The 26,101-nt window shown below is 46.1% G+C and carries 26 protein-coding genes and 1 pseudogene; 15 read left to right on the forward strand and 12 right to left on the reverse strand.

The window, feature by feature from the left end:
* The first annotated feature begins 808 nt into the window (after positions 1–808).
* The 4 genes from QUA88_RS23280 (at position 809) to QUA88_RS23295 (ending at position 4,878) form a co-directional block, all read left to right on the forward strand.
* Positions 809–1,231, forward strand: coding sequence for a thioesterase family protein (locus tag QUA88_RS23280; RefSeq protein ID WP_333274090.1), 423 nt, complete (start codon positions 809–811; stop codon positions 1,229–1,231).
* A gap of 250 nt (positions 1,232–1,481) precedes the next feature.
* Positions 1,482–2,930 carry a slr1306 family protein gene (locus QUA88_RS23285; protein ID WP_333274093.1) on the forward strand — a complete coding sequence of 483 codons (1,449 nt, stop codon included), beginning with the start codon at positions 1,482–1,484 and terminating at the stop codon, positions 2,928–2,930.
* A gap of 22 nt (positions 2,931–2,952) precedes the next feature.
* On the forward strand, positions 2,953–3,312 hold the full coding sequence (locus QUA88_RS23290) for a hypothetical protein (protein WP_333274095.1): 360 nt from the start codon (positions 2,953–2,955) through the stop codon (positions 3,310–3,312).
* Between the two features lie 75 nt (positions 3,313–3,387).
* Positions 3,388–4,878 (forward strand): DUF697 domain-containing protein, encoded by a 1,491-nt coding sequence (locus QUA88_RS23295; protein WP_333057649.1) that lies wholly within the window; start codon positions 3,388–3,390, stop codon positions 4,876–4,878.
* A gap of 298 nt (positions 4,879–5,176) precedes the next feature.
* Here the strand turns inward: QUA88_RS23295 and QUA88_RS23300 are convergent, their stop codons facing one another.
* Positions 5,177–5,866 carry a hypothetical protein gene (locus tag QUA88_RS23300; RefSeq protein WP_333274098.1) on the reverse strand — a complete coding sequence of 230 codons (690 nt, stop codon included), beginning with the start codon at positions 5,864–5,866 and terminating at the stop codon, positions 5,177–5,179.
* Positions 5,867–6,001: 135 nt separating this feature from the next.
* Positions 6,002–7,036, reverse strand: a complete 1,035-nt coding sequence (locus tag QUA88_RS23305; RefSeq protein ID WP_333274101.1) for an SAM-dependent methyltransferase — start codon at positions 7,034–7,036, stop codon at positions 6,002–6,004.
* A gap of 221 nt (positions 7,037–7,257) precedes the next feature.
* Between QUA88_RS23305 and QUA88_RS23310 the strand changes: the two genes are divergently transcribed.
* Positions 7,258–7,497 carry a hypothetical protein gene (locus tag QUA88_RS23310; RefSeq protein WP_333057652.1) on the forward strand — a complete coding sequence of 80 codons (240 nt, stop codon included), beginning with the start codon at positions 7,258–7,260 and terminating at the stop codon, positions 7,495–7,497.
* Between the two features lie 253 nt (positions 7,498–7,750).
* Here the strand turns inward: QUA88_RS23310 and apcB are convergent, their stop codons facing one another.
* Entirely contained in the window at positions 7,751–8,260 is a 510-nt protein-coding gene (gene apcB / locus QUA88_RS23315; protein WP_293258696.1) for an allophycocyanin subunit beta, read from the reverse strand.
* A gap of 340 nt (positions 8,261–8,600) precedes the next feature.
* Here apcB and glnA point away from each other — a divergent pair, with 340 nt between their 5' ends.
* A complete protein-coding gene (glnA, locus tag QUA88_RS23320) occupies positions 8,601–10,022 on the forward strand; it encodes a type I glutamate--ammonia ligase (protein WP_333057654.1) in 1,422 nt (473 codons plus the stop codon).
* Positions 10,023–10,262: 240 nt separating this feature from the next.
* Here the strand turns inward: glnA and QUA88_RS23325 are convergent, their stop codons facing one another.
* The gene (locus tag QUA88_RS23325; RefSeq protein ID WP_333211800.1) at positions 10,263–10,934 is read right to left on the reverse strand and encodes a hypothetical protein; all 672 of its coding nucleotides are present in this window, start codon (positions 10,932–10,934) and stop codon (positions 10,263–10,265) included.
* Positions 10,935–11,042: 108 nt separating this feature from the next.
* On the opposite strand from QUA88_RS23325, the gene QUA88_RS23330 reads away from it, so the two are divergent.
* The 3 genes from QUA88_RS23330 to QUA88_RS23340 all read left to right on the forward strand — a co-directional run bounded on the left by QUA88_RS23330 (position 11,043) and on the right by QUA88_RS23340 (position 12,720).
* Entirely contained in the window at positions 11,043–11,369 is a 327-nt protein-coding gene (locus QUA88_RS23330) for a hypothetical protein (protein WP_333057658.1), read from the forward strand.
* Between the two features lie 2 nt (positions 11,370–11,371).
* A complete protein-coding gene (locus tag QUA88_RS23335; RefSeq protein ID WP_333048876.1) occupies positions 11,372–11,605 on the forward strand; it encodes a hypothetical protein in 234 nt (77 codons plus the stop codon).
* A gap of 209 nt (positions 11,606–11,814) precedes the next feature.
* Positions 11,815–12,720 carry a ferritin-like domain-containing protein gene (locus QUA88_RS23340; protein WP_333263359.1) on the forward strand — a complete coding sequence of 302 codons (906 nt, stop codon included), beginning with the start codon at positions 11,815–11,817 and terminating at the stop codon, positions 12,718–12,720.
* A gap of 508 nt (positions 12,721–13,228) precedes the next feature.
* Here the strand turns inward: QUA88_RS23340 and QUA88_RS23345 are convergent.
* The 3 genes from QUA88_RS23345 to QUA88_RS23355 form a co-directional block, all read right to left on the reverse strand.
* Positions 13,229–13,876 carry a hypothetical protein gene (locus QUA88_RS23345; protein ID WP_333274106.1) on the reverse strand — a complete coding sequence of 216 codons (648 nt, stop codon included), beginning with the start codon at positions 13,874–13,876 and terminating at the stop codon, positions 13,229–13,231.
* Between the two features lie 182 nt (positions 13,877–14,058).
* On the reverse strand, positions 14,059–14,559 hold the full coding sequence (locus tag QUA88_RS23350; RefSeq protein WP_333263366.1) for a hypothetical protein: 501 nt from the start codon (positions 14,557–14,559) through the stop codon (positions 14,059–14,061).
* A 550-nt stretch (positions 14,560–15,109) separates the two neighbouring features.
* Positions 15,110–15,550: a hypothetical protein gene (locus QUA88_RS23355; RefSeq protein WP_333263369.1), complete on the reverse strand. Its 441-nt coding sequence runs from the start codon at positions 15,548–15,550 to the stop codon at positions 15,110–15,112.
* Positions 15,551–16,555: 1,005 nt separating this feature from the next.
* Between QUA88_RS23355 and QUA88_RS23360 the strand changes: the two genes are divergently transcribed.
* On the forward strand, positions 16,556–17,059 hold the full coding sequence (locus QUA88_RS23360; protein WP_333057661.1) for a YbjN domain-containing protein: 504 nt from the start codon (positions 16,556–16,558) through the stop codon (positions 17,057–17,059).
* Between the two features lie 74 nt (positions 17,060–17,133).
* Here the strand turns inward: QUA88_RS23360 and QUA88_RS23365 are convergent, their stop codons facing one another.
* From QUA88_RS23365 to QUA88_RS23375, 3 genes are all read right to left on the reverse strand, one after another.
* Complete coding sequence (locus QUA88_RS23365; RefSeq protein ID WP_333057662.1) at positions 17,134–17,592, reverse strand: divergent PAP2 family protein; 459 nt, start codon at positions 17,590–17,592, stop codon at positions 17,134–17,136.
* Positions 17,593–17,606: 14 nt separating this feature from the next.
* Positions 17,607–18,533: a geranylgeranyl diphosphate synthase CrtE gene (gene crtE, locus QUA88_RS23370; RefSeq protein ID WP_333057663.1), complete on the reverse strand. Its 927-nt coding sequence runs from the start codon at positions 18,531–18,533 to the stop codon at positions 17,607–17,609.
* A gap of 190 nt (positions 18,534–18,723) precedes the next feature.
* Positions 18,724–19,611 carry a LysR family transcriptional regulator gene (locus QUA88_RS23375; protein WP_333274111.1) on the reverse strand — a complete coding sequence of 296 codons (888 nt, stop codon included), beginning with the start codon at positions 19,609–19,611 and terminating at the stop codon, positions 18,724–18,726.
* A gap of 111 nt (positions 19,612–19,722) precedes the next feature.
* Between QUA88_RS23375 and QUA88_RS23380 the strand changes: the two genes are divergently transcribed.
* Positions 19,723–20,211 carry a GNAT family N-acetyltransferase gene (locus QUA88_RS23380; protein ID WP_333274114.1) on the forward strand — a complete coding sequence of 163 codons (489 nt, stop codon included), beginning with the start codon at positions 19,723–19,725 and terminating at the stop codon, positions 20,209–20,211.
* A gap of 78 nt (positions 20,212–20,289) precedes the next feature.
* Positions 20,290–21,063 (forward strand): annotated as a pseudogene (locus QUA88_RS23385) (class I SAM-dependent methyltransferase); the annotation flags it as partial.
* Between the two features lie 213 nt (positions 21,064–21,276).
* On the opposite strand, the gene folD reads toward QUA88_RS23385, so the two are convergent.
* Positions 21,277–22,146, reverse strand: a complete 870-nt coding sequence (gene folD, locus QUA88_RS23390; RefSeq protein WP_333211790.1) for a bifunctional methylenetetrahydrofolate dehydrogenase/methenyltetrahydrofolate cyclohydrolase FolD — start codon at positions 22,144–22,146, stop codon at positions 21,277–21,279.
* A 143-nt stretch (positions 22,147–22,289) separates the two neighbouring features.
* Here folD and QUA88_RS23395 point away from each other — a divergent pair, with 143 nt between their 5' ends.
* Both QUA88_RS23395 and QUA88_RS23400 read left to right on the forward strand, forming a co-directional pair.
* Entirely contained in the window at positions 22,290–22,715 is a 426-nt protein-coding gene (locus QUA88_RS23395; protein WP_333057669.1) for a DNA-binding protein, read from the forward strand.
* Positions 22,716–23,038: 323 nt separating this feature from the next.
* The gene (locus QUA88_RS23400; RefSeq protein WP_333057671.1) at positions 23,039–23,461 is read left to right on the forward strand and encodes an NUDIX hydrolase; all 423 of its coding nucleotides are present in this window, start codon (positions 23,039–23,041) and stop codon (positions 23,459–23,461) included.
* Positions 23,462–23,753: 292 nt separating this feature from the next.
* Here the strand turns inward: QUA88_RS23400 and QUA88_RS23405 are convergent, their stop codons facing one another.
* Entirely contained in the window at positions 23,754–24,302 is a 549-nt protein-coding gene (locus QUA88_RS23405) for a LeuD/DmdB family oxidoreductase small subunit (protein ID WP_333042404.1), read from the reverse strand.
* Between the two features lie 177 nt (positions 24,303–24,479).
* On the opposite strand from QUA88_RS23405, the gene QUA88_RS23410 reads away from it, so the two are divergent.
* Positions 24,480–25,355, forward strand: coding sequence for a hypothetical protein (locus tag QUA88_RS23410; protein WP_333057675.1), 876 nt, complete (start codon positions 24,480–24,482; stop codon positions 25,353–25,355).
* The last annotated feature ends 746 nt before the right edge of the window (positions 25,356–26,101 follow it).

Here is a 26,101-nt window from a genome sequence, read left to right on the forward strand (position 1 = left end):
AAATCGAAAATCGAAAATCCTCCAGCCCCCGCATTTATCTCGCGCAAGTCAATCTAAAATCCAAAATCTAAAATCTAAAATCGATTGACCAAGAATTTCTTCATGTGGTATCCGCCACGTGATTTATCCGTGGAATCAATCCCAAATCGAAAATCGAAAATCCTCCAGCCCCCGCATTTATCTCGCGCAAGTCAATCTAAAATCTAAAATCTAAAATCTAAAATCGATTGACCAAGAATTTCTTCATGTGGTATCCGCCACGTGATTTATCCGTGGAATCAATCCCAAATCGAAAATCGAAAATCCTCCAGCCCCCGCATTTATCTCGCGCAAGTCAATCTAAAATCTAAAATCTAAAATCTAAAATCGATTGACCAAGAATTTCTTCATGTGGTATCCGCCACGTGATTTATCCGTGGAATCAATCCCAAATCGAAAATCGAAAATCCTCCAGCCCCCGCATTTATCTCGCGCAAGTCAATCTAAAATCTAAAATCTAAAATCTAAAATCGATTGACCAAGAATTTCTTCATGTGGTATCCGCCACGTGATTTATCCGTGGAATCAATCCAAAATCGAAAATCGAAAATCCTCAAGCCCCCGCATTTATCCGTGGGATAAATCTAAAATCTAAAATCTAAAATCTAAAATCGATTGACCGTCTGTGCTTCCAGGAGTAAGATTAACCTGGAAGCAGTGACGTTTCAACTATTGAGTGTAACTTGCAATCAGTTCTGAGCCAGTATCGACCCAGAGTGCGATCGCACTCGGAACTACAAAATACCGCAACAACTGGAAAGGTGAGAATTTGACACCATTTACTACAGAAATTAGAGTGCGACATTATGAAATGGATGCTCTCGGTCACGTAAATAATGCTGTTTACCAGCATTATTTAGAACACGCTGCGATCGAACATTTAGAACATTTGGGATTTACTCTCGCTCGCTACCGGGAATTGGGCGGCGTCTTTGTAATGCGACGGATAGAAATTGACTATTTGCGATCTGCCGCATCGGGCGATCGATTGGAGATATCCACTTGGATCGAACAAATGCGCGGCCCGCGCGCTGTCCGCCGCTACGAAATTCGCTTGGCTGGAAGTGACGAAATATTGTTAAAAGCAGAGGCGCTTTGGGTTTGGGTTGAAGTTACCACCATGCGCCCGCGAGCAATTCCCAAACAAATAATTGATATTTTTGAATCACAATCTCAAGCATTACCAACCTAGAGAAAAAATCAACTATTATATTTGCAAAATCATGTAAAAATCTATTGGTTTGTAGTGAGGACTTCAGTCCTTCATTCCCCGTTTGTAGAAGTGCAAAAAGTTGATTGTCGCCGGGGCCGCAAATCCCGATCGCAAAAAGTCGGATCGCCCGCCTGCCAGTTTGGATGCCGCAGAGGTACGATGGAATATAGGGAGGGAGGCCAAGCCCGGTAAGGTTAAGCTTGGCGACAATACCCAGAGGAAGGGAAAAATGACACTTAACTTGCGGCGACCGATTTTGATAGGCGGAATAGGACTTTCAGCAGCGCTGTGGCTGCTGGAAACTCTACAGCATTCGGGTTCAGAAATGGGCGAAACGGCACTCATCGGCTTGGCTGCTGCCGGTGCGGGTTATTGGTGGTGGAAACAACAATCCCCCAAACTCGAACTCGCACTCCCGCAACCCCTGGCGAACCGGGAAGCAGCCGAAAAAGCGATCGCGGCTTCAGAAACCGCAATTAAATTGCTAGCCTCAGAAGCTCAAAACTCCGCCGATCCTGCTAATCTAACAGCAAAGCTCGATCGGCTCAGAGCCGAATTAGACAGACAAGATTTACGGATTACCGTAACTGGCGGCAAAGCTGTCGGCAAAACTGCCTTAATTCAAGTTTTAAATTCTAATTGGGCATCTCAACACCCGCAAAAGCTTAGTTTACAAGAAACTGCAGCGCTGTTTGCTAATACAAATGCCGATGCCAAAATCGGCGGTGATTTAGTGCTGTTTGTGACAGCGGGCGACATCACAGATTCGGAATTTAAAACATTATCTCAGCTAGCGTCCGCCGGTCAGCGCGTGCTGCTAGTCTGGAACAAACAAGACCAATATTTGCCAGAACAGCAGTCGCAGGTTTTGAACTCTTTGCAGCAGAAAATGCAAGGAATATTGGGGACAGAAGAGATAATTGCGATCGCCGCTTCTCCCAATTCTATTAAAGTGCGCCAGCACCAAGCGGACGGCACATTTAAAGAACGGATCGAAAATCAAGTCTCTCAACTCGACGCGCTGACGGAAAGATTGACTAAAATCTTAACGGAAGAACGGCAACAGTTGGTCTGGGCGAGTGCAGTGCGGGAGGCTGCAAGTATCAAGTTAGAGGCAAAAACCTTCTTAAATGCAGTCAGGCGCGATCGGGCAATTCCCATTATCGAACAATATCAGTACATCGCCGCCGCCGCCGTCTTTACTAACCCGGTTCCAGCTTTAGACTTGCTAGCAACAACCGCTATCAGCACCCAACTCGTAATCGACCTCGGCGCCATCTACCAGCAAAAGTTTTCCTTAGACCAAGCTAAGACAGTAGCCGGAACTTTGGCAACTCAAATGTTTAAATTGGGATTAGTAGAACTGTCTACTCAAACTATTACTGGACTGCTGAAAAGCAATGCTGTCACCTACGTAGCAGGAGGCGCGGTGCAGGGAATTAGTGCAGCATATTTTACCAGAATAGCTGGACTAAGTTTAATTGAATATTTCCAAAGTCGAGAAGGGGAAAATGCTGGAATAGGCATTTTAAATATCGACCATTTGACTAAAACTTTGCAAGCCGTATTTACGCAAAATCAGCAAGTTTCTTTCTTGCAATCTTTCGTCAACCAAGTGGCGAGTCGCCTTTCCTCTCAGGTATCTGGGCCCGAAACTGTTAAGTCCGTGGCCAATTAAGTAAAATAAAGGAACAGGCAAGATGCCTGTTCCACAAAAAATTTTTTGGTTGTGGAAGAACAGGCAAGATGCCTGTTCCACAAGACAGTTTTTTGGTTGTGGAAGAACAGGCAAGATGCCTGTTCTTCCACAAAAAATTTTTGTTATTGTGGAACGGGCATCTTGCCCGTTATTGTGGAAGAACAGGCAAGATGCCTGTTCCACAAAAAATTTTTTGTTATTGTGGAAGAACAGGCAAGATGCCTGTTCCACAAAAAATTTTGTTATTGTGGAAGAACAGGCAAGATGCCTGTTCCACAAAAAATTTTTTGTTATTGTGGAACGGGCATCTTGCCCGTTCAATATTTTTTGGAAATTTTACCAAAAAATTATAAATTTATGAAAAATTGTATTAAAATAAGAAATAGGATTTATAATTCGACGATCAATTCTACCTGCTTAAAAAAGCCGATCGCCAATGGCTGACAATTCCCTTCAAGAAAATCGCTTATCCCTTGCCCGCGCCAGTTTGCGCGAAGCCCTGGCGCGCTACTCCCACCTGCGCCAAGGGAAAAAGAACTCGAATAATACAGAATTAGAAGCGGCGCTGCAATATCAGCTAGATATCTTAACTTCCACCTCAGAAAAACTAGACCACAACATAATCCGCATTGCTACTTTCGGCTTAGTCAGCCGTGGCAAGTCAGCCGTATTAAACGCGCTTTTAGGTCACAAAATTCTGCAAACAGGCCCTCTCAACGGCGTGACTCAGTGGCCGCGTTCCGTGCGCTGGAGTGTGCCTTTATCCTTCCTTGACAGCGAGGAATCCCCCCAACCCCCCCTGGCCAAGGGGGGGAAAGGAGGCGTGCAAGTAGAATTAATCGATACTCCCGGACTTGATGAAGTTGGTGGCGAAGTCCGGGGCGAAATGGCGAAACAAGTAACTCGCCAAGCTGACTTAATTCTGTTTGTCGTTGCAGGCGATATTACCCGAACTGAATATCAAGCACTGTGCGAATTGCAAACAGCTCAAAAACCGGTAATTTTAGTTTTTAATAAAATTGACCTGTATCCAGAATTAGACAGAAAAGCTATTTTCCAAAGTTTGCAAGCGCTGGCAAATTCTGAAGAGTTAGCAGCCGCTGCGGTAACAGAGGAAACAGATAGCGAAAATTTGTCCGATCGCCCAAACAACCCATCTGATAAATCTACTGCAAAATCACCGCCTAAAACTTCCAAATCTTTAGAAATAGTCATGGTAGCCGCCGAACCAGCACCGGTGCAAGTGCGGGTGGAATGGGCCGACGGAAGAGTAACTAACGAATGGGAGTCGCCCCCCGCGCAGATAGACGAACTCAAACATAAAATTCTGACAATTCTTAACAGAGAAGGTCGATCGCTCCTCGCTCTAAATGCTTTAGTTGAAGCTAGAGATGCCGAAGCAAACATTGCCCGTCACGTTCTCAAATTGCGACAAACAGAAGCCGAAGATTTAATCTGGCAATTTGCAAAATATAAAGCTTTGGCTGTCGGTTTAAATCCAGTGGCATTCTTGGATGTAATGGGAGCAAGTGTCGCAGATTTAGCCTTAATTCGCTCTTTATCGAGACTTTACGGCTTACCCATGACTGGTTACGAAGCCGGCAAACTTTGGCAGACTATTTTCTCCAGCGCTGGCGGCGTACTTTTGGGAGAATTGGGCAGCAGTTTTCTGTTGGGATTTGGCAAAAGTGCAGCCGCAGCGGCCCCGCACATCGGCTTTTCTACTTTTGCCGGAGTTGCTGTCACTCAAGCTAGTTTAGCAGCTTACGGAACCTACGCTGTCGGTCGTGCCGCCCAAGTTTACTTAGAAAAAGGCTGCACCTGGGGCCCCCTGGGACAAGATACGGTAATTCAACAAATTCTCGCTACCATCGAGCGTAATACAATTATCGATCGCCTGCAGCAAGAGTTTAAAATTGGCACTTAAAAATTGCCCTAGTAGTTGAGTAGGGTGCGTCAGGAGAGGGTTATTTGTGATAATTGAAGAATTAGGATCTGACGCACCCTACTGCTTTTATTCTTCTACAACTGTCAAAAAAGAATGCAACTGTAGGTAAACTCCAAACCACCATGCTCATCAGTGATACCCCCTTCTTTAATCTAAAATCTAAAATCTAAGGAATGAGAATTAAATAACTTCCACAAGTTTGTGGGATGGGCGGGACGCCCATCCCACAATAACAATTAAAATTGTAAGTTATTTAATTCGCGATCCTAAAATCGTATTACCGTCTCGCGATTCTAACGCCTTCTCTAAAATGCGCGATCGTGGCAATTACTGCTATAGAAAAGTAAAATATTCTAATCAACCAAAAACAAACCCGCATTGACCAAGAAACAATAGTCGGAGCAATACCTGTGAACTGTACAAATCTGGAATTAACTTTTTTTTCAAAGCTGTCCAGGTCTTTCATCTCCGATTGTTTCGTGGGAATAACGGGAAACTGACCAGTATATACGTAATAACCCATAAAACCAGGCAATCCCACTTTTCTATTCAAAAATGAGTTAGTTAATGTTGCAGTTTGCGCTGGTAATAAATTATCCGATTCCTCTACTTTTTCCAGCCAAGAATTATATCTGATGGCTGGCGTAATCATGAAAACTAAAGGAACTATAACTATCAACAAAGCGGCACTAATTTTTCTACCATATTGAGGGTGTAGGAGCCTTGTCGCCACACCCACTCCCATACCGATAAATGCAAATATCAATATATTTAACAGTTCAATAATTTCGAGGCCTCTCAACAAATCGCCGATAATCAGAATGGTATATAATAATTTGTCTGCCAGTAGCAGAGCTGCCCACTTGATCAGAATTGAAACGCCTACAATAGTAGCTACAATCGCCACATACCCAATGCCACCTAGAACGTAGAGTAAAATCGAACCGACTTGTTTAAATGACTGCATGGAATTATTCACTCTTGTGAAAGTTTAGGAGTCTGATTGACAAAAATTTTTAAAATTTATAGCAATCTGGAGTTCCAAATTTGATTTTTAAAGTTGATTAGATCAACATCTGGAAATCAATCTAAAATCTAAAATCTACAATCGATCGACAAGTTCCCGCGCCGCCGCTTTGGTGACTTGTGCGATCCGTTCCTTCACAACATCCTCTTCGTTAGCGCAGCCCTCGAAGAGGATCGCCCTGTGGTCTGTTTCTTGTTCGCGATCGATCCCCAACCATAAAAGATACTCGATATTACCGGCCGGGCCAAGTAAAGGCGACCACGTTAAGCCGCGTTGCTGCCATCCTAAAGCTGTGGCTGCCTTCCACACTTGAAAAATCGCATCAGCTTGAGTTGCTGAGTCTCGCACTACGCCTTTTTTCCCAACTCTCTCGCGCCCTACCTCAAACTGCGGTTTTACCAGCAACACCGCTTCTCGCGGTGGTGCCAACAATTCCCACAGCGCCGGTAAAATCTTATCCAGGGAAATAAACGACACATCTACTACCGCCAAATCTGCATAAGCCCCTATTAGCAACGAATCTTGCTCCCCCCCTTGACAAGCGGGGAGTAAATCTTGCTCCCCCCCTTGACAAGGGGGGGCTGGGGGGAGTAAATCTTGCTCCCCCCCTTGACAAGGGGGGGCTGGGGGGGGTGAATCTTGCTCCCCCCCTTGACAAGGGGGGGCTGGGGGGGGTGAATTGCCGTAAAGCTCAGTAGCAGTCATGTACCGCAAATTGGTGCGTTCTTTCAAAATTACCCTCGGATCGTTACGCAAGCCCCAATCTGCTTGACCGTAGCCAACATCTACGCCGTAGACTAGGGCGGCCCCAGCTTGCAGCAAACAGTCGGTAAAACCGCCTGTGGAAATGCCGCCGTCGAGACAAATTCTGCCTGCAACGGGAATCGCAAAAACTTCTAAAGCTTTGGCTAATTTGTCGCCGCCTCTGGAAACATAGCGCGATCGCTCTTTAATCTGAATTTTTGCTGCAATGTCAACCTCAGTGCCCGGTTTGTCAACTACCTGTTGATTGATGGAGACTTTCCCAGTCCGAATCAATGCCTGAGCTTGCTGTCTGGAACTGCACAAATCTAGGCTGACCAATAAAGTGTCTAGTCGCTGTTTAGCCAAGGTTTTTAATCTGTACGGATAGGGTTAAGAACAGTACCAGATTAGCACTTACGCACAAGCCCGACTGCTAATTTTTGGCGATTATTTTGGTTTTTTGATCGTCGCGGGGCGATCGCCCCACCTCACCTTATGTGACTGAGATCGCTTTGATTGTGTAGTTTTATCACAGATATACCTTCATAAAATCACACAATAATTTTGGCTGCTAGCGGATGATTTAGATGCAGCTAAAAGCGCTACAAATACCATCAGGGCGATCGACCATGAAAACAATTAACTTTCCTATCAGAAATCCTGGCAATTGTCAAGAAAATCCCCTCGCCTTCGTCAGCGGTGACATCATCCACATTCTTTACCCCAACGGCGAAGTAGAAGCAACAACCACCGCACAAATCGATCTGCGCCAAACCAAAAATCCCCTAGACAAATGCCTCGTCTGGGGATGTGTTGACGATTTTTAGCACCCGTTTCAAACAAGAATGCAATTATAGGGAAGCTCCAAACCCTTAAATCATCAGTCATTCCCAATAATTCAAATTTTTAATCTATAATTTTTAACCTATAATTTTTAACCTATAATTTTTAATCTAAAATTGTATAACCCATAAAAAAAGATCGCTTGGAGGCTGTGAGGCCAAAAAAAGCGATCGATCCAACTGCTGCTAACTGCCAGCCACAAGTGCAATTTGCTGCTAAAAGAACTAGCAAATTGACTTAAATATCTTGTTCGCTCAATTCGCGAATCATGTAATCAAAAGGCTGATCCAAAAAAGGCCCCACAGACAAGCCAGCAGCTTCCACCTGAGCCTTAACCATCTCCTTCATAATGCTAATCCCCATCACCGTCGGGCCAATGGGAACGCTTAGAGAATTGTAAGTTTCGCGCAAACCTTGCAGCACGCGCTCGTCGAGCACGTCGGTACTTCCAGCCACCAGGGCGTAAGTAGCATAGCGCAAGTAGTAGTCCATATCCCGCAGACAAGCCGCGTAGCGACGAGTCGTGTAGGCATTTCCACCGGGACGGATCAGTTCTGGCTGTTCAGCAAATAGCTGGATACCAGCTTGCTTGACAATTGCCGCAGCATTGCTGTTAATCGCAGCCGCCGCCTGTACCCGTGCCGTGCCCGTTGCAAAATAAGATTTCAACCGATCGATACCATCTCGGTCTAAATACCTACCAGCAACATCATAATTTTCAATCAGGCTCGTCACTGCATCGCGCATAAGTTTCTCTCCCAAAAATCTTTATCAATACTTTGCTATCTGAGACAGACCGCCTATTGTAGACTACTACAAATCGGCGTTTGATTAAGATTTGAGATAGGATTTTCACCAAGGGTAGTCTATCCGCGGCAAACTGTCGTAAAATTCAGCCGTTTGCCTTGTATCTTCATCCGACAAATAATCCACAGGGCAAGAATCTCAAACGGCCCGGCCCCACTGGGCCCCTATTTCAAACTTTTGTAGCCCTAGATACAAAATAGTGGATACTGAAGGCCTACGATCGCCCACACAGTCTGAAATCGGCCGATCGCCAAGACACAACCAATATCAGGAGTAAGTCATGTTCCAGACACCCCAAGAAGCCTTAAACTACATACAAGAAAATAAGATCCAGATCGTTGACCTCAAATTCATCGATATGCCGGGGATCTGGCAGCACCTTTCCCTGTACCACGACCAAATCGACGAAACCGCATTCACAGACGGCGTACCCTTCGACGGTTCCAGCATTAGGGGCTGGAAAGCCATCAACGAATCAGACATGACGATGGTCATCGATCCGACCACCGCTTGGATGGACCCGTTCATGGCAGAACCGACCATCAGCTTCATTTGCAGCATCAAAGAACCTCGCACCGGCGAACCGTACAGTCGCTGTCCCCGCACCATTGCCCAAAAAGCCATAGACTACTTGCTTTCCACCGGTCTCGGCGATACAGCATTCTTTGGCCCGGAAGCAGAATTCTTTATTTTTGACGACGTTCGCTTCGACCAAACCCAAAATTCCGGCTACTATTACGTAGATTCGATCGAAGGTCGCTGGAATTCCGGCAAAGAAGAAGCAGGCGGCAACCTCGGCTATAAACCGCGTTACAAAGAAGGTTATTTCCCAGTAGCACCAACCGACACCTCTCAAGACATGAGAACGGAAATGCTGCTGACAATGGCAAAATGTGGCGTACCCATCGAAAAACACCACCACGAAGTCGCCACCGGCGGTCAATGCGAACTCGGTTTCCGCTTTGCAACTTTAGTACAAGCAGCCGACTACTTGCTAACTTACAAATACGTCATCAAAAACGTCGGCAAAAAATACGGCAAAACCATCACCTTCATGCCCAAACCGCTGTTTAACGACAACGGTTCCGGGATGCACGTTCACCAGTCGATTTGGAAAGACGGTCAGCCTCTATTTGCAGGCGATCAATATGCTGGTTTCAGTCAAATGGGACTGCATTACATCGGCGGCATTCTCAAGCACGCACCGGCACTTTTGGCAATCACCAACCCCACGACCAATTCCTACAAGCGTTTAGTTCCGGGCTTTGAAGCGCCTGTAAACTTAGCTTACTCTCAAGGAAATCGATCGGCATCAGTGCGGATTCCGTTGTCGGGAACCAACCCCAAAGCCAAGCGGTTAGAATTCCGCTGTCCCGATGCTACATCCAACCCGTATTTAGCATTTGCAGCCATGCTGTGCGCCGGCATTGACGGCATCAAGAATCAAATCGATCCCGGCGAACCTTTGGACGTGGATATCTACGACCTTTCCCCTGAAGAATTGAGCAAGATTCCTTCAACTCCCGGTTCCTTGGAAGGCGCTTTAGAAGCTTTAGAAAAAGACCACAGTTTCTTAACTGAAACCGGCGTATTTACCGAAGACTTCATCCAAACCTGGATTTCCTACAAACTCGACAATGAAGTCAACCCGATGCGGCTGCGTCCTCACCCCTACGAGTTTGCTTTGTATTACGACTGTTAGATAGTTAATAATCCAACCTGAACAATTGAGAATTCTCATTGTTTGTCGTTGATGTCTAATCGAAAAAAAGGTCGCCTGCAAGGGCGACCTTTTTTAATAATTTATGCGAACTCAAAATTTTATATCCAGTCCGGTGGCATCCTTCGTGTATTGATCTGTGAGCTTCCATAACCGTGCTGTACTTATTCAATTTGGTTAACCCACATTAGCTTCTGAACTAATCTTTGATAGACCTGCGCTCTAGGGTAGCTCTGTCTCCTCCAACAACAACTTTTCAGCGACTTGAGAACCATACACATGGGTTAACAACGTTGGCAACCATTTATTTCGAGTGATGTCTGGGGGATTCACACCACAAGCCAACAGAAGGTCTCGCAAACGCTTAAACAAACCATACACCTGCTTGTCTAAATCCGGGACATATCCTCGAATCTCTTCGATAAACTCTAGTGATCCACCCAGCAATCCAAAACGTTCATGTGATTTCATCAGCCCCCACTTACCTTGGGCTGAATAAATAACACTGTCTGAAGTATAAGGATTTATACCCAACGTCGGTCCAATTAGCCTATCTTCTTCTGTTCCAGAGTACCCCTCAAGAAACTCTGATAATGAGATATAACAGTGAGTGAGTTGATCGCTTGGGTATCCTGTAGGTAGTAGTGAGATATAGGAGCCAGTATCACCTAAATTTACTGCTGCGTTAATTAGTGCGTCAATCAGGAGAAGGTCATTTTCACCGTCACAAGGATAGATAATTGTTCGTCCTATCACCTGTGATGTGAAAGGTTGGTTAAACGGATTGTCGTGAACAAAAATTTTCCGAAGGAAAGGCTCTGCTTCTAAATGAAATTCATCTTCAGTAAGAGTGTGCATATAATTTAGTCTTGTTATTATTTCCATTAAGTCCATAATCTCAAATCTCAAATCTCAAATCGGATGACCGTCTATCCGCCTTGCTTGCGCGGTGTTGCTGTTGTGGTAAATTAGCAATTTGCAGCAATTAGCAACTAGCAGATAATGTCGGATATTTTTGTGATGGTACGCAATCAAAATAACATGGCAATGACTTCAGTTGATGGCATTGCCTTCATTACTTTACTAAATCGGGACGGACGGGTACTGGCCGAGGAGACAGTGGCTTTGATGGAGGCAGATGCGGGATTTGATGACTTGGCAGCAGGACAATATACTGTAATAGTTAGGCATGAACGGGTTGAACCGCGATCTGCCACCTGGGATGTCACAATCAGCAATGAAGATCAAGTAATCATACTGACATTTGTCTATCTAGAACCCGAACGGGTACTGCTTCGCATCCTAGCTACAGTTGAAGAGAGACTATAATCATGACAGCTAAAGTTATTCCATCACAGTCAATTAAAATGTTTCGCTATCGAGTGCATTTCTTGGCAAAAGACCTTTGGAAAGAGAAAAACCCAGTTGGTCGGATGAATCTGGCTTTACAGTTAGCGGATGCGGCGACAACGCTGGCGAGACTGGAAGTGGAGGAGATGCACAAATTTCAACAAGAGCCTGCTAGCCTTGAGGCTTCAGACTCGACGGAACCTGAAAAGTTTTGAGTGCGTGAGATTGCTTTGGGAGCCTCGCGGAACGCTTGCGTAAATGACAAATCAAAACTATTTTAGTCGATCGATCTGCGAGTAAAAAAATTGTATGTATAAAATTCAATCTGCCTGCAACACAACAACTTTCAGCCTTGCGAGGTAATTGGTTGTCGAAAAAACTGCGTTACACTTATATAGGTATCTTTACAAAACAACATAAAACCATGACTGTTGCCTATCCCCGCAAGCTTCGCAACGCAATGGGAGCGCGCGAAATTTTAGCTAATGTAGTGCGCGATCGCGAAATTCACCTGATCACCCTCAACCGCTACCGCTACAGCGAACAGCGCAGTTGCAAAGACCTCACCGAGGTGATCGAACAGCTAAACGGGGAACCAGCCGAACTCGTGCGCGACCTCTCCCGGCACATTTCCGACGAAGCGCGACACGCTATGTGGCTCACCGACTTGCTGGTAGACCTCGGCCAAAATGTGGGAACGCCGCCGGGAGTCTCCTACATTGACGAATTTGAAAGGTTGTATGACAGCGAACAACAAGACCCCACCACAAACCGCGAAGACTTTGTAATTTCTTCCCTGGCCGCGATTAACGTCACCGAAAAGCGGGGCTGCGAATACTTCTCAGCGCACATCCACGCCCTCAAACAGGCTCCCCAAACCGCAGAAAACGTCAAAATCCGCGAAACAATCGAAAAGATTTTTCCCGAAGAAGCTGGTCACGTCCGCTGGGGCAACCGCTGGCTCGGCTCCATAGCTGCCAAAAGCCCGGAACACCGCCAGAAGGTGGAACAGGCCAAGCGCAAGTATGTGGCGATCGAACAAGCAGCTTTTGAATCGGGAATGGATATCATGCTGGGGGCAGAACTCCGCCGTGTCACCCGCCTCGTGGATATTGCCAACACCATGCCGATGTGGGAACGCCCGCAATACCTGATGGAACGTTTGCCCAGAACGCTGCTGGCCCCCGACCTGCAAATGACCAGAGTCGATGTAGCTCAGCGCGCCTGGAACCGCGACCCGCAGGCATTTATGGAGAAATTGGTGCCCATGTTCCTCAACGGCTTGAATACCATTGAGAAGAAGCCGGCGGCGACTAAGCCCAAGGCTTAAAAACGATCGCGAACCTGGTTGAAACCGCTCTGCAAGTCAAACTTGCGTCTGCCTCCGCCAACAAGCGAGATATACTGGTTCCCTGGCATAGCCTCGGAACCAGTTATTTAACCCTCTTTTGTCACTTTCGGCAGAAAATAATCTGGGATGGTTATAGCATAAGACTTTTACCAAAAACCTTGATTTGGGCCATTCTGTTAGAAAATAAATGCTCAAATCCTTGATCTATCTACAGTTTAAAATTTTGGTATCATTTTTATTTTCCCAGAGTGACAAAAGAGGGATAAGGGCATGTCCTGAGCCAGAGACTAGAACCGCTAAGGTCATTAAATAGTGTCAAGCGTGTGACACACGGCTTTAGGTTTCCTAGACCGGATAGGCAGGTGGCTATTTTTCCGACGGTCTTCTAAATCTTTTTCACTTCGACAAAGACTTAAGAACCCGTCGAAAAAATCCCGCTAGAGGTTTAGGCGGGGATAAGCTCATTTAAACTGGTGGGGTTCATAAGCTAAGGTGTGTCCTTAGCGGGCGCATCTTCAGCGGGCGCATCTTCAGCGGGCGCATCTTCAGCGGGCGAATCTTCAGCAGGCGCGTCCTTAGCGTCTCCGGCGGGCACTTCTTCTAAATTGAGACTAATCTGGGCTAACTTCCAGGCATCTGCTTCCGGTAGGTATCCTACTGTGAAGTTTATGCGGGTAGGTGTGGTGGGATAATAGCCTTTGATGACAAGCACACCATCACTATCTATTGCTGGCGCTGGCGTGAAGACTGGTTCCATCTTGTTGACAAAAGGTCCGATATTCGTGCCTTTTGTGTCTAGATCGGTAAACGACTTAAAGATTGCCGCGAATTCCTCCACCGTCACTTCCTTTTGCCAGCGCTTAGAGATGGTCGAATGGAGCTCTGTAAAGTTCTTGGTTTGGACGGCCTCGTTCCATGCTAACAGGGTCTCTTTCGTCAACTTTGTTAGCTCTGCCGTTGGAGGCACCTTGTCTGGTGCGAAGCCAGTCGAAGCAACGCCGGGCGAAGCAACGCCGGGCGAAGCGATAGTGTCGGTCTCGCCAGCGGTCATCGTAATTTTGCAGCCATGTAAAATCGGAACCAGGCAAAGCGCCAGTGGCGCCCATATCAACATCAATTTGTGGCGAATTACCATTTTCTGTCCCTTTGGGTACGTTGAAAAGTCTGGTTTCTGATTCAATTAGTTTCCCCCGCGAGTGGGGAGTCTGATGCCGTTAGGCGTTGAGTAGTTCTGAGAATTGATTGAGAAATATTAATTTAAAAAGCAATTTACAGTAGTTTTACTGTAGAGGGCTTTTTTATTATTATTTTTTAATTTTAGAAGGTTTTTTCGCTTATAACGATCTCACCATCCTCGGTTTTTACTTGAAAAGAACTTCCCACCGAGTACAGGAATGTTGTTCCATTATCAGTGACCTCTTTTGCCCTATAAGTTCCGTCACCCATAACGACGCCTAAAAGAACATTGGAATCATCGGGACTTCCCTTATTTACATATACTAGATAGTTGACCTCGTATTCATCCTGACAAATGGATATTTCATAGCTGGCTGTTGAGAAGTGTTCATATATTTTGTCATTATCCACGCAAAGGCTGGTAGCTTGTGCGATCAACAAATTTCCCGAAGAGGTGGAACTCAAGTTCTCACCAATAGCAGAAGGCGCAGCTAACAAAGGTAATCCGGGTAACAATAACCCAAAAATGGTACCAACTATAGCAGAATACTTGCAGCCTTCAACCCAAATTTTTGAAGTCATTTTGTTTGTTTTTTTAAGTGGTAACTTTTTAATTGTATCTTTGTTTTTTAACTGTGTCAACCGTGGTTTTTCGTAAGTATTTATACACCCTCTATACTGTTTTTGTGAACTTTTAAATATTTTGGAACTTAGCTATAACCAGCTTGAGGGTGAATAGTGCCTACGCAAAATGCAGGAGTGAAATATACAGTGATGCCAGTTGGTCGGAAACAACCTAAAACCCTATTAAGGATTGAAACAATTTCTTCACACTCCGATAGCCTAACCCGACATCAAATCCTAAAAAGCAATCTTTGAATTGGGATTTTAGGACAAAAAAGTCACTGTGTTCAGGGTGCAGGGTAGGGGAGCGCAGGTTGCAGGGTGAGGGTGAGTGAATATCACCCTTCTCACATCGACAGCACTCAAATGTATCAGAAGCTAGAGAGTAGAGATAAGGGTAAGACTAGACGTAAGACAAAAAGTAAGACATTAAAAAATAGGTGGTGGCTATTTTTTCGACGGTCTTCTAAATCTTTTTCACTTCGACAAATACTTAATAACCCGTCGAAAAAATCCCGCTAGAGGTTTAGGCGGGGATAAGCTCATTTCAACTGGTGAGGTTCATGAGTTAAGGTGTGTCCTTAGCAGGCGCATCTTCAGCGGGCACATCTTCAGCGGGTACATCTTCAGCGGGCGCGTCCTTAGCATCTCCCGCAAGGGGTTCATCGTTTAACATGACATTAATTCCGAGCAACTTCCAGGCATCCGCTTCGCGTAAGTATTTTAAGGTGAAGCTTGTTCGGGTAGGTGGGGTGGGGTAATAGCCTTGGAGGACAAGCACACCATTACTATCTATTGCTGGTGCTGCCGTGAAGACTGGTTCCCTCGCGTTGACAAAGGGTTCGATATTCGTACCATTTTCGTTTTCATCGGTAATCGGCTTAGAGGCTGCCGTCAATTTCTCCGCCGTGGTTTGCTGTTGCCACACCTTAGAAATGGTCGAGTAAAATTGTGTGAAGTCCTTGGCTTGGATGGCTTCGTTCCACGATAACAGGCTCTCTTTTGTCAACTTTGTTAGCTCTGCGGTTGAAGGCACCTTGTTCGGTGCGAAGCCAGTCGAAGCAACGCCGGGCGAAGCGATAGTGGCGGTCTCGCCGGTGGTTCCCGTAATTGTGCAGCCATGTAAAATCGGAACCAGGCAAAGCGCCAGTGGCGCCCATATCAACATCAATTTGTGGCGAATTACCATTTTCTGTCCCTTTGGGTACGTTGAAAAGTCTGGTTTCTGATTCAATTAGTTTCCCCCACTAGTGGGGAGGCGGTTCTGCTGTCTGTAGAAACTTTGCTGCTGGAAGCTATGTGTTTCCATTCAATTACTTTCCCCAGCGAGTGAGGAGTCTGATGCCGTTAGGCGTTGAGTAATTCCTTAACCTATGAGTTTCCACTCAATTAGTTTTCCCAGCGATTAGGGAGCTAAAGAAGTAATTGGCAAAGGGTTAGCACTAGAATTCAAGTTTCCATTCAATTGTTTCCCCACTCGCGGGGGAAACTTCTATGATACACCCGAGACAGTGCAAGATGTTTAGAGGCTCTTTGTGAGGCTCAGAGGTTTTCCCTCAAATTTAAACTTGTGGCTACTCATACAACATTCTCAAACCCTTACGCAGTAACCTTGCGAGGCTGACAACACAAAAACATTATTTGAGGTATTTTGTCACTAGCCTCGCAAGGTTAGGGGAGTTACCTAAATCAATAGGGAACTTAACCGAGCTTAGAAATTATTCTCTGAGCAGATTAATGGTTTGCGGGCAGATAGCCTATTTGTCAGCATAACCCTCTTTTGTCACTTGCGGCATAAAATAATCTGGGATGGTTATAGCATAAGACTTTTACCAAAAACCTTGATTTGGGCCATTCTGTTAGAAAATAAATGCTCAAATCCTTGATCTATCTACAGTTGAAAATTTTGGTCTCATTTTTAATTTCCCAGAGTGACAAAAGAGGGTTAAAGTCATAATTTTAAGCTTTAGCAAGTAAACTGATTATTAGAATAGTTTTCCATCTAAATATAATCATGACTACCAGCGAGCCGAACATACAAACAGCTTCCGCAGAAAGCCTATCGAGGGAAAGCGCGATCGCCTCCGAGCAGGTCGAAAAAGCCACAGCCGTCACCTATGCAGAAGAAATTGAAACTGTCATCGCCAGCATGGCTGTAGACCAAAAAGTGATGGTCGGTCAAAGTGAAGCTGGCGGACATCTTTGGAAGTTTAAGTACGGCAGTGTTGAAGTGTTCGTGCAACTCACCGGCGAAACCGAAGATGATACTTTGACTGTTTGGGCTTTTGTACTGCAGTTGCCTGCGAAGAATGAAGCTCAATTAATGCGGAAACTTCTAGAAATGAATTGGCTGTCTACTTTGGAATCTCATTTTGCCATTGTTGACAATCAAGTTGCGGTAATATCGACTCGGACGATCGCCGAAATCTCGACCGGAGAAATTTCTCGTGCTATCACTATTGTCGCCACTATCGCCGATGACAACGACGATATTCTGCAAGCAGAATTCGGTCAGTAGTGATTAGTTAACAGTTAACAGTCAACAACTAATACTTAAAAGTTAAAAGTTAACAGTTAACAGTTAACAGTTAACTAATATGCAGGCCCTGCGATCCAAGCAATAGTGATTCCCAGCCCCAAACCGACAAGCACTTGAAAAGGAGTGTGTCCCAGCAACTCTTTCAGGCGAGCCTCATTAAGGTTGTGATCTTCCTCAAAAAACTCGTCAATAATTTGGTTGAGGATGCGAGCTTGCTTGCCTGCTGCTTGGCGGACGCCTGCTGCGTCGTACATGACAATAATTGCAAAGATCGCAGCGATCGCAAAGTCCGGACTTTCCCATCCCATCGTTTGTCCGACTTCAGCAGCCAAAGCGCCCACAAAAGACGAGTGAGCGCTGGGCATTCCCCCCGTTGTTACCAAATACTGAAGATTAAACTTGCGATTTTTGACCAACTCGATCGGCAACTTCATGATCTGAGCCGCCAGACAAGCGATCAAAGCAACCACGAGTACATGATTGTTTAAAATGCCGCTGCAAATTTCCTGCATAGTGTTTAGTATTTCTAGTTACTGCGGCTGGTAATATAATCGGCGATCGCCAGCAGCGGTAGAGCTTTGCTCCCAAACACTGCCAATTGAGCCTTAGCATCAGCAACAAGCTGCGAAGCTTGGCGCCGAGACTCCTCAATTCCCCACAAACTCGGATAAGTGACTTTCCCTGCTTGAACATCTTTGCCAGCAGTTTTGCCCAGTTCTTCTTGGGTAGCAGTAATATCCAGAATGTCGTCAATGATCTGGAAAGCCAACCCAATATTTTGAGCGAAACGAGACAGCCGCTGCAAATCCGCAGCCGAAGCCCCAGCCAGAATTGCCCCACAAACTACGCAGGCCTCTAACAGCGCGCCTGTTTTGTGAGCGTGAATGTAATTCAAAGTTTCCAGAGAAACATCTGTCTTTCCTTCCGATTCCAAATCAACCACTTGACCGCCTACGAGTCCAGCAGCACCCGATGCCCGCGCTAAATGGGCGATCGTCTGCAACACCTGTTGGGGGGGTACGTTCTCAGTTTTAGTGGCGATAAATTCAAAAGCATAGGTCAACAAACCATCGCCAGCCAAAATGGCGATATCCTCGCCGTAGACTTTGTGGTTCGTCAGTTTGCCACGCCGGTAGTCGTCATTGTCCATTGCCGGCAAATCGTCGTGGATCAGCGACATGGTGTGGATCATTTCCAAAGCGCAAGCTGTCGGAATTGCCATAGATGTAGTGCCGCCGGCCAGTTCGCAGCTAGCCAGACACAGGATCGGACGCAGGCGCTTGCCCCCCGCTAGCAGCGAGTAGCGCATTGCTTCGTAAATTTTCTCTGGGTAGATGACCGGCAGTGCACTGTCGAGAGCTACCTCGATCGCCTCTTTTCGCTTGACTAGATAAGTAGATAAATCGAAAGAGGATTCCGGTTGGGACGAACCCATTTCTGTTGCCAATACCATCCCTTGCTCTCTTGTACTTAATATTTATATGGGATATTGTGAGCCGTTCAGGTCGCATCGTGCCGACTTTTACGGCAGTAGTTGCTCGAACTCCGAGCATCAATTAATCATTCTACGGGTGTTGTTGCACAGAAAATCTTTGAGTTTTGATAAGTTTGTCAAATTGCCAGTCAATCTAAAATTTACAATCTCAAATCTCAAATCCGCTGATTTGTCTGGCGACTTCCAAAAACCGCTGCACCGCCGCCGTTGGATCGCTGCGCCAAATTAGAGCGATCGCCACAATGCAGGTTGATTCTGGTAACGCTTTGTAAACAACCCCGCTGCGCTGGAAATTTTGCATCGACGCCGGGACGATCGCCACTCCCATCTCGGCGGCTACCAGACTCACAATGGTTTGCATTTGAATTGCTTCTTGAGCTGCGATCGGGCTAAAACCTGCTTGTTGACAAAGACTGACGATCGCATCGTACAATCCCGCAGCCTGGGAACGCGGAAATAGGATGAAGGGTTCCGTGGAAAGTTCGCGTAATTCAAGATGCGTGCGATCGGCCGCCGGATGCGTTTCTGGCAGTGCCACGATCAGCGGTTCTCGAAAAACGATTTCAGAATTTATCCCCTCTTCCTCAACCGGAGGACGCACGAAGCCGATATCAATTTGCCCGAACCGCAGCCGCTGCAACTGTTCGTTTGTTGTCTGTTCGTGCAGTTCGAGCTTGACGGCGGGACACCGAGTGCGAAAGGCCTGCAAAATGGCTGGAACCACGTTGTGTGCAGCAGAACTCACAAAGCCGATCGTCAGTTGGCCGAGTTGGCCCCGACTGGTTTGGCGGCCGAGTTGAATTGCTCGATCGACTTGCTGCAGAATTTTCCCGGCTTCCTCGAAAAAAACCTGTCCCGCAGCCGTTAAATGCACCGTCCGCTTGGTGCGGCGAAACAGTTGAAACCCCAACTCTGCCTCTAAATGCTGGATTTGTTGACTCAGCGGAGGTTGGGCAATATGCAGTTTTTCCGCTGCGCGAGTGAAATTCAGTTCCTCTGCAACTGCAATGAAATAACGCAAATGCCGAAGTTCCATAGCTCCCCAATCATTGATATTTTAAAAGTATAAGTGGTTAGTTAAACATATATTGGACATTTATGATGGCATTTAATACAGTGATTAATAGGCGAGATTGAGAATTAAACAATGGCTAATTTGGATATCAGGATTAGAGAAGCCGAGCTGGAAGATTTGGAATTAATTGTGGATTTTATTTCACAAAAAAGCGAGTTCGATGGAGCTAAAAACCTGTTGACAGCAACAGCAGATAAATTGCAGCAAACGTTGTTTTGCCAGCCTCCGCTAGTGCGGGTTTTGTTGGCTGAAGTTGCGGGAACAGCGGTAGGATTTGCTATGTTTTATGCTTCTTATTCAAGTTTGTTGGCGCAGCCTTGCCTGTGGCTTGATGATTTATTTGTGCAAGCTCCTATGCGCGGTATGGGAGTCGGCACAGCGCTGTTAAAGTCTTTGGCACAAATTGCTGAGTCCACAAATTGCGGGCGGATTGAGTGGACTGTTAATACTGCAAATGCACCGGGAATTGCTTTTTATGAAAAGCAGGGAGCGCGGATTTTGGAAAATATTAGGGTTTGCCGCATCGAGGGACGTGCGATAGCCCAACTCGCTAACAAATAAGTTGGTTGGTTTTGTGAATAAGGATTTTTTTTTACCGCAGAGTACACAGAGAACACAGAGAGAGATGAAAGGTTTAGAGTAGTTATGATGACACAAGATTCTTGGAATACAAATCTCTACGAACAACAGCACGCTTTTGTTTGGCAATACGGCGAATCGCTTTTGAAATTACTGGCTCCGAAGGTTGGTGAACGTATTTTAGATTTAGGTTGCGGTACGGGACAGTTAACTGAAAAGATTGCTGAAAGTGGGGCTTTTGTGTATGGGATTGATTCATCTTTGTCGATGATTTCTACGGCAAATGTTAACTATCCTCACATTAACTTTTCTGTCGCAGATGCGAGGAGTTTTCAAGTAGAAGAGCCGTTAGATGCTGTGTTTTCTAATGCGGTTTTACACTGGATTAAACAGCCGGATGCTGCGATCGATTGTGTGGAAAAAGCGCTGAAGCGGGGAGGGCGTTTTGTGGCTGAGTTTGGCGGTAAGGGGAACGTGGGGGCGATCGTCCGGGCACTTTTGAGTGTTTTGTCAGAAATTGGCCCGCTTGAGCCTGAAGCGCTTAATCCTTGGTATTTTCCGAGTATTGGCGAGTATGCTGGGCTTTTGGAAAAGCAGGGATTTGATGTGGGTTATGCGGTTTTGTTCGATCGCCCGACTCGCCTAGAAGGTGGCAGCGCGGGTATGGTAAATTGGATTGAGATGTTTGCTGGCGGGTTTTTGTCGGGGTTGTCTGATGATGTGCGATCGCAGGTAATTAACGCAGTTGAAGAGCGTTTGCGATCGGCGTTGTACCGCGATGGTAATTGGATTGCAGATTATCGCCGAATTCGCGTTGTTGCTATCAAGCCGTAGGGTGCGTCGCGATCGCAAATATTCAAATTCGAGAACATCGTCAGGTGCGTCGCTTCTTCAAAACTCGATTTTTCACGCGATTTTTCTGCAAGCGACGCACCCTACGTTAATTGTTTTGTATGGTGCGTCGCTTCTTCAAAACTCGATTTTTTACGGAAATTTTCTGCAAGCGACGCACCCTACGTTAAGTGTATTTGTAATGATGACTAATGACTACTTGATGCTGTAACTCGAAACGGTATTTTCCAAAAGCATAGCAACAGTCATCGGCCCGATTCCTCCCGGCACCGGTGTGATAAATTCGGCTACTGTTTTAACCGCATTAAAATCAACATCTCCGGCTAAACGACTCGTACCGTCTGGATTGACGACGCGGTTGATACCGACATCAATTACTACTGATCCAGGTTTAACCATGTTAGCTGTAATCATTTCTGTGCGGCCGACTGCGGCTATTAAAATATCGGCTTGATTGGTAATCGATTCTAGGTTTTGCGATCGCGAATGAGCTACAGTAACAGTACAATCGGCTTCTAATAGCATCAGTGCCATCGGTTTACCCACCAAAATACTCCGTCCCAAAACAACGGCATTTTTTCCTTTCAAATCAATCTGGTATTCCTGCAATAACCGCATCACTCCGGCGGGAGTACAACTCCGCAAACCTTGCTCCCCGCGCACGAGACGGCCTAAATTTACAGGGTGAAGTCCGTCAGCATCTTTATCGGGGGCAATTTGATACAGCAGCGCAATTGCATCTAAGTGTTCTGGTAGCGGTAATTGAACTAAAATGCCGTCTACTCGATCGTCCTCGTTGAGTGCACGAATTGCAAGTTCTAGTTCGGCTTGAGTAGCGTTGGCTGGGTAATGCTGGCCGAAGGAAGCTATCCCAACTTTAGCGCAGGCTCGCTCTTTATTGCGAACATAGGCTGCGCTAGCTGGGTTGTCCCCTACCATCAGCACCGCAAGTCCCGGAGGACGACCCTTTTTGGGTTGTAGGGCGCGGACTCGATCGCTCAGCTCGCTTTGAATCTTTGTCGCTAAAGCTTTGCCATCTAGTATTTGAGCAGTTTTGGCATCCATTGTAGACTCTGGGTTAGGGGCTGATGATTTTAGATTTTAGCTTAATCCCCGCCAAGGACTACACTAGAGAAATTTCTTACTTGCGATCGATTCTGGGGATTCTGTTAAAGTAAGTCGTATCTCACATCTCAAATCAGTTGACAATGACTACTGCAATTAAGCAAGTTTGGGTTCAAAGATTCTGTACCAGCTCTTTGTCGCTAATCCTCGCCAGCGGTTTTTTCAGTTGCGGCAATTTACCCATGTCTCAACTTAATCTTGGTTTTAATGTTGCTAGCATTGGCGACATTCAACAAAAGCGACAAGTCGATGGTGAAGTTTATCTCCGGGGAAAGGTGGAAAATCGCGCTCCGTTTGTGGGGACTGCGGCTTATCAACTTGAGGATGGTACTGGCAGTATTTGGATTTTAACCAAGCAAGAGTTGCCCCAGCTTGGCGATGAAGTATTGCTGAAGGGAGAAGTCCGCTACAAGAGTATTACTCTGAAGGATTTGGCCGGAAAAGATTTAGGTGAAGTTTATGTTGAGGAAATGGAACAATTAAAGCGCACTCCAGCGGCAACTCAATAAAAATAGGAAGATGCTATAGCCTTTCTCAGTAACATGAGGTGGTCATAGGGATCCGTGGGCCTAGGGTTCGCCCCCATATTTCACCACGCTTGAGAACCGCTATAATTTATTTCATTAAGTGATTCTATTTCATAAAAATCAAAGGTTTATAGTTGCGCTTGGGCGATTTGGATCTGTTTATTTATCCTCAAAGTTCATTAACCATAATATTATGGTCGGGGCGGGTTTACCTAGATTTTTGGTGGGTTTTACAGATGTTGGTGAACCCGCCCCTACAGCAATTTATTCCTTCTTCCTTCTTCCTTCTTTCTGCTTTTTAACAAATGAATAAAATTCACGTTGCGATCGCGATTTTGTACCAAGACGGCAAGTTTCTCTGTCAGTTGCGAGACGATATTCCTCATATCAGGTATCCCGGACATTGGGCTTTGTTTGGCGGACACTTGGAACCGGGGGAAACGCCGGAAGTTGCTGTAGTGCGGGAATTATCAGAGGAAATTGGCTATGCTCCTGCAAGTGTTTCTTTTTTCTGTTGTGATGTCGAAAAAGATGTTGTTCGCCACGTTTTTTATGCACAACTTAGTGCGGATGTCAAGGATTTAGTTTTGCTTGAGGGTTGGGATATGAAGTTGTTGACACCCCAGCAGATTCGGGCCGGCAAATGCTTTTCTGAGCAGTCAGGAGATGTGCGACCTTTTGGGATTGCTCACCAACGTATTTTATTGAATTTTATTGACTCGATTTGAGAAAATTGGCACTCACCCCACATTGCAGGGGTTTGAGGAGGGAGATATTCGTAAGGTGCGCCCAGGCGTCCACCTTACATTGCAGGCAGAGCTGTTTCATCCTCTTGTAGGGGCTGCCCCCCGTGGCTGCCCCAATCTCTGAAACACGAGCAAATCGTGGATGGGGAGGGTAGGCACGGGGAGTAGGGGTAGCACTACAAGAGTCAAAATCATCGTTTTCTGTAGGGGCAATCCGACCCCTACTCCCCGTGGCTGCCCCGAAACAGCCCTGACATTGCAGGGGGTTTAAAAGTTAAGAGCGAGCCGCAATCATTCCGGTTTGGCGCGCGTAGTCAAACAACCCTCCGGCATCTATTACTGGCCCTACTTCTCCTAACGGCTTGAGCGAGAAAGTTCGATCGAGAGTGTGGTTGACAATTACCTCTGCTGTAAAGTCGATCGTCACTTCTTGGCCCGTTACAAACAAGTCGCAAAGCCGCTCGACTGATTCGATCGGGTACAATTCGCCAGTAGCCGAGCAATTGCGAAAGAAAATGCGCGCGTAAGACAAAGCTACCACCGCTGTGACACCTGCAGCCCCCAGAGCGATCGGAGCGTGCTCCCGCGAAGAACCGCAGCCAAAATTTTCGCCCGCTATGATAATCGGATACCGGGTTTTCTGTTCGCCGGATTCGATAAACTTACCATAGCGATCGGGCAACCCAATCATCGCGTAACTGCCTAGTTTCTCGTACTCATCCGGCTTCGAGGGAACCAGGGTCAGGTATTCGGCAGGGATAATTTGATCTGTATCGATGTTGTCGTCTACAACAAAAATTTGACCGCTAATTACTTTACCCATAGTTTATTTCCTGTTAGCCTCGCTCGATGCTGTGGTGATAATTTTAAGTGGATCGGTATGCAAGATTTGCATCTGTTCATTTTAACCTGGCAGTGTCAGTGATAACCTGTATGAATAAAAATTAGATCCGAGACTTTGGGTTAACAATTAACAGTTGCTAAGCGTCAACATAGTTTTATGGCAAATCCAATAGATGACATTGCTCGACAAGCTCGCGAGGGCTCGGTTGCATCGATTATTCAAATCCTTAATGACGAACTGGCACAGGTAGGGGTCAGGGCCCGAGCTGTGTTTGCAGACGGGGTGTTGCAACTGCTGTGCGAAGCTGCAACGCCCCAATTGCTCGAAGAGTCTAGTTTGGTCGATCGAGTCCGAGCAATTTTGGAACGCATTTCGCCCCACAATATTCGCCGAGTCAACATCAACAGCCGGCTTGTCCGAGAACACCAACTGCTGTGGCTGGAAGAAATTAGCCGCGATCCCGAAAATCAACTGTTGTGGTCTCAAGAAATTAAACTCCGAAAGCCGAATTTGTTCAAGCGTTTAGCCACAGCCCATCACGAACGACAAGCTGTGGGAGGCAAGCGGGCTTTGCCAAGAATGGCTATACCTCGATCGATGCAGCAACCGCAACAATTTCAGCGCGGTATCGTCGGCGGCATCAGCTTGAGCGTGCTGTTGCTCGCTGCAGCGGCCGCCATCTACAAAGGACTTAATTCCCAAGTGCCAAACACTAAACAAGCCAGCACCCAAGCAGTTGCCAGTGCTCCTCCCTCGGAGGCAAAACCTGCTGTGAAAATTTCTAAGGAGACTGTTAATTCTGCTGGTGACTCTTTTGCACAAGCAGTGCGAGTAGCCGAACAAGCAGCCACCGAGGGCAAAACCGCTCAATCTCGCGAGGATTGGTTAGTCGTAGCTGCTAAGTGGCAGCAAGCTTCCGATTTGATGGCAGCCGTGCCTTCCAAACATCCCCGCTACACCACAGCTCAGAACCGGACGGCACTTTATCGCCAAAATAGCGATAAAGCCCAACAGGAAGCACAAAATAAATAAATTTAACAAGAGAGTTCGCCGCGCTGCTCTAGGTGTTGTGAAAAATGAGTTTTTGAGTCAAAACTCGGAAACTCTCAGCCGGCGTTATGAGTGATAATTTGGGGATTTTGAATTTTTGCGATCGGCGTTACTAGATCGGCGGATTTGTATCACAATAAAAATTTGCTAGTATCACAAACTTAAATAGGAAACATCACACAGTGAGAAGATGGGTGTCACTAAGCGGTCTCTAGAAAAGATTCATACTACTAATAACCGTCAATCGATTTTAGATTTTAGATTTTAGATTTTAGAGGCGACCCCACAGATCAATTCGGGGGCAAGTTTCATCGGATACAGGTTTTTGATTTTTGGACGGATGAATCACGTGGCGGGTATCCTGGATGCGAGGGGGTCAAAATTAGGGGAATGGGATTGATAATCATCCGGTCAAGGATGGCAAAGTTCATCCCGTACAGATCCAAGCGTAGAAAACAGGAAAATAGAACTCGGTCATATCTGGGTATATTTTTACATATCGAGTCACCCGCCGATCGGCTCCACAAACACAGAAAGCAGACTCATAATGGTTAAGCCGACAGTTATGGAGAGGTTCTATATTTGTTGCAGCGGTAGTCGGCTTAAACATCTTAGAATAAAGGCTTGGTTGCCATGATCGATCGCCAGAGAAATCAAGACTTTACTTTGATCGACAGATCGCCGTCAGAGTCTTGCACATTGCATTTACCGCAAATCGCAGAATCAGT

The sequence above is a fragment of the Microcoleus sp. D3_18_C2 genome (genome assembly GCF_036702395.1).
In the GTDB taxonomy this organism is placed as follows: domain Bacteria; phylum Cyanobacteriota; class Cyanobacteriia; order Cyanobacteriales; family Microcoleaceae; genus Microcoleus.

What these genes read in the sequence shown, in the direction of transcription:
- QUA88_RS23365 (WP_333057662.1), bottom strand. Translation starts at nt 17,592, where the DNA reads ATGCAGGAAATTTGCAGCGGCATTTTAAACAATCATGTACTCGTGGTT.
- QUA88_RS23310 (WP_333057652.1), top strand. Translation starts at nt 7,258, where the DNA reads ATGCAGCTAAAAGCGCTACAAATACCATCAGGGCGATCGACCATGAAA.
- QUA88_RS23395 (WP_333057669.1), top strand. Translation starts at nt 22,290, where the DNA reads ATGACTACTGCAATTAAGCAAGTTTGGGTTCAAAGATTCTGTACCAGC.
- QUA88_RS23405 (WP_333042404.1), bottom strand. Translation starts at nt 24,302, where the DNA reads ATGGGTAAAGTAATTAGCGGTCAAATTTTTGTTGTAGACGACAACATC.
- QUA88_RS23400 (WP_333057671.1), top strand. Translation starts at nt 23,039, where the DNA reads ATGAATAAAATTCACGTTGCGATCGCGATTTTGTACCAAGACGGCAAG.
- apcB (WP_293258696.1), bottom strand. Translation starts at nt 8,260, where the DNA reads ATGCGCGATGCAGTGACGAGCCTGATTGAAAATTATGATGTTGCTGGT.
- QUA88_RS23375 (WP_333274111.1), bottom strand. Translation starts at nt 19,611, where the DNA reads ATGGAACTTCGGCATTTGCGTTATTTCATTGCAGTTGCAGAGGAACTG.
- QUA88_RS23295 (WP_333057649.1), top strand. Translation starts at nt 3,388, where the DNA reads ATGGCTGACAATTCCCTTCAAGAAAATCGCTTATCCCTTGCCCGCGCC.
- QUA88_RS23285 (WP_333274093.1), top strand. Translation starts at nt 1,482, where the DNA reads ATGACACTTAACTTGCGGCGACCGATTTTGATAGGCGGAATAGGACTT.
- folD (WP_333211790.1), bottom strand. Translation starts at nt 22,146, where the DNA reads ATGGATGCCAAAACTGCTCAAATACTAGATGGCAAAGCTTTAGCGACA.
- QUA88_RS23290 (WP_333274095.1), top strand. Translation starts at nt 2,953, where the DNA reads ATGCCTGTTCCACAAAAAATTTTTTGGTTGTGGAAGAACAGGCAAGAT.
- QUA88_RS23340 (WP_333263359.1), top strand. Translation starts at nt 11,815, where the DNA reads ATGACTGTTGCCTATCCCCGCAAGCTTCGCAACGCAATGGGAGCGCGC.
- QUA88_RS23360 (WP_333057661.1), top strand. Translation starts at nt 16,556, where the DNA reads ATGACTACCAGCGAGCCGAACATACAAACAGCTTCCGCAGAAAGCCTA.
- QUA88_RS23410 (WP_333057675.1), top strand. Translation starts at nt 24,480, where the DNA reads ATGGCAAATCCAATAGATGACATTGCTCGACAAGCTCGCGAGGGCTCG.
- QUA88_RS23325 (WP_333211800.1), bottom strand. Translation starts at nt 10,934, where the DNA reads ATGGACTTAATGGAAATAATAACAAGACTAAATTATATGCACACTCTT.
- QUA88_RS23380 (WP_333274114.1), top strand. Translation starts at nt 19,723, where the DNA reads ATGGCTAATTTGGATATCAGGATTAGAGAAGCCGAGCTGGAAGATTTG.
- QUA88_RS23345 (WP_333274106.1), bottom strand. Translation starts at nt 13,876, where the DNA reads ATGGTAATTCGCCACAAATTGATGTTGATATGGGCGCCACTGGCGCTT.
- glnA (WP_333057654.1), top strand. Translation starts at nt 8,601, where the DNA reads ATGTTCCAGACACCCCAAGAAGCCTTAAACTACATACAAGAAAATAAG.
- QUA88_RS23300 (WP_333274098.1), bottom strand. Translation starts at nt 5,866, where the DNA reads ATGCAGTCATTTAAACAAGTCGGTTCGATTTTACTCTACGTTCTAGGT.
- QUA88_RS23335 (WP_333048876.1), top strand. Translation starts at nt 11,372, where the DNA reads ATGACAGCTAAAGTTATTCCATCACAGTCAATTAAAATGTTTCGCTAT.
- QUA88_RS23330 (WP_333057658.1), top strand. Translation starts at nt 11,043, where the DNA reads ATGTCGGATATTTTTGTGATGGTACGCAATCAAAATAACATGGCAATG.
- crtE (WP_333057663.1), bottom strand. Translation starts at nt 18,533, where the DNA reads ATGGTATTGGCAACAGAAATGGGTTCGTCCCAACCGGAATCCTCTTTC.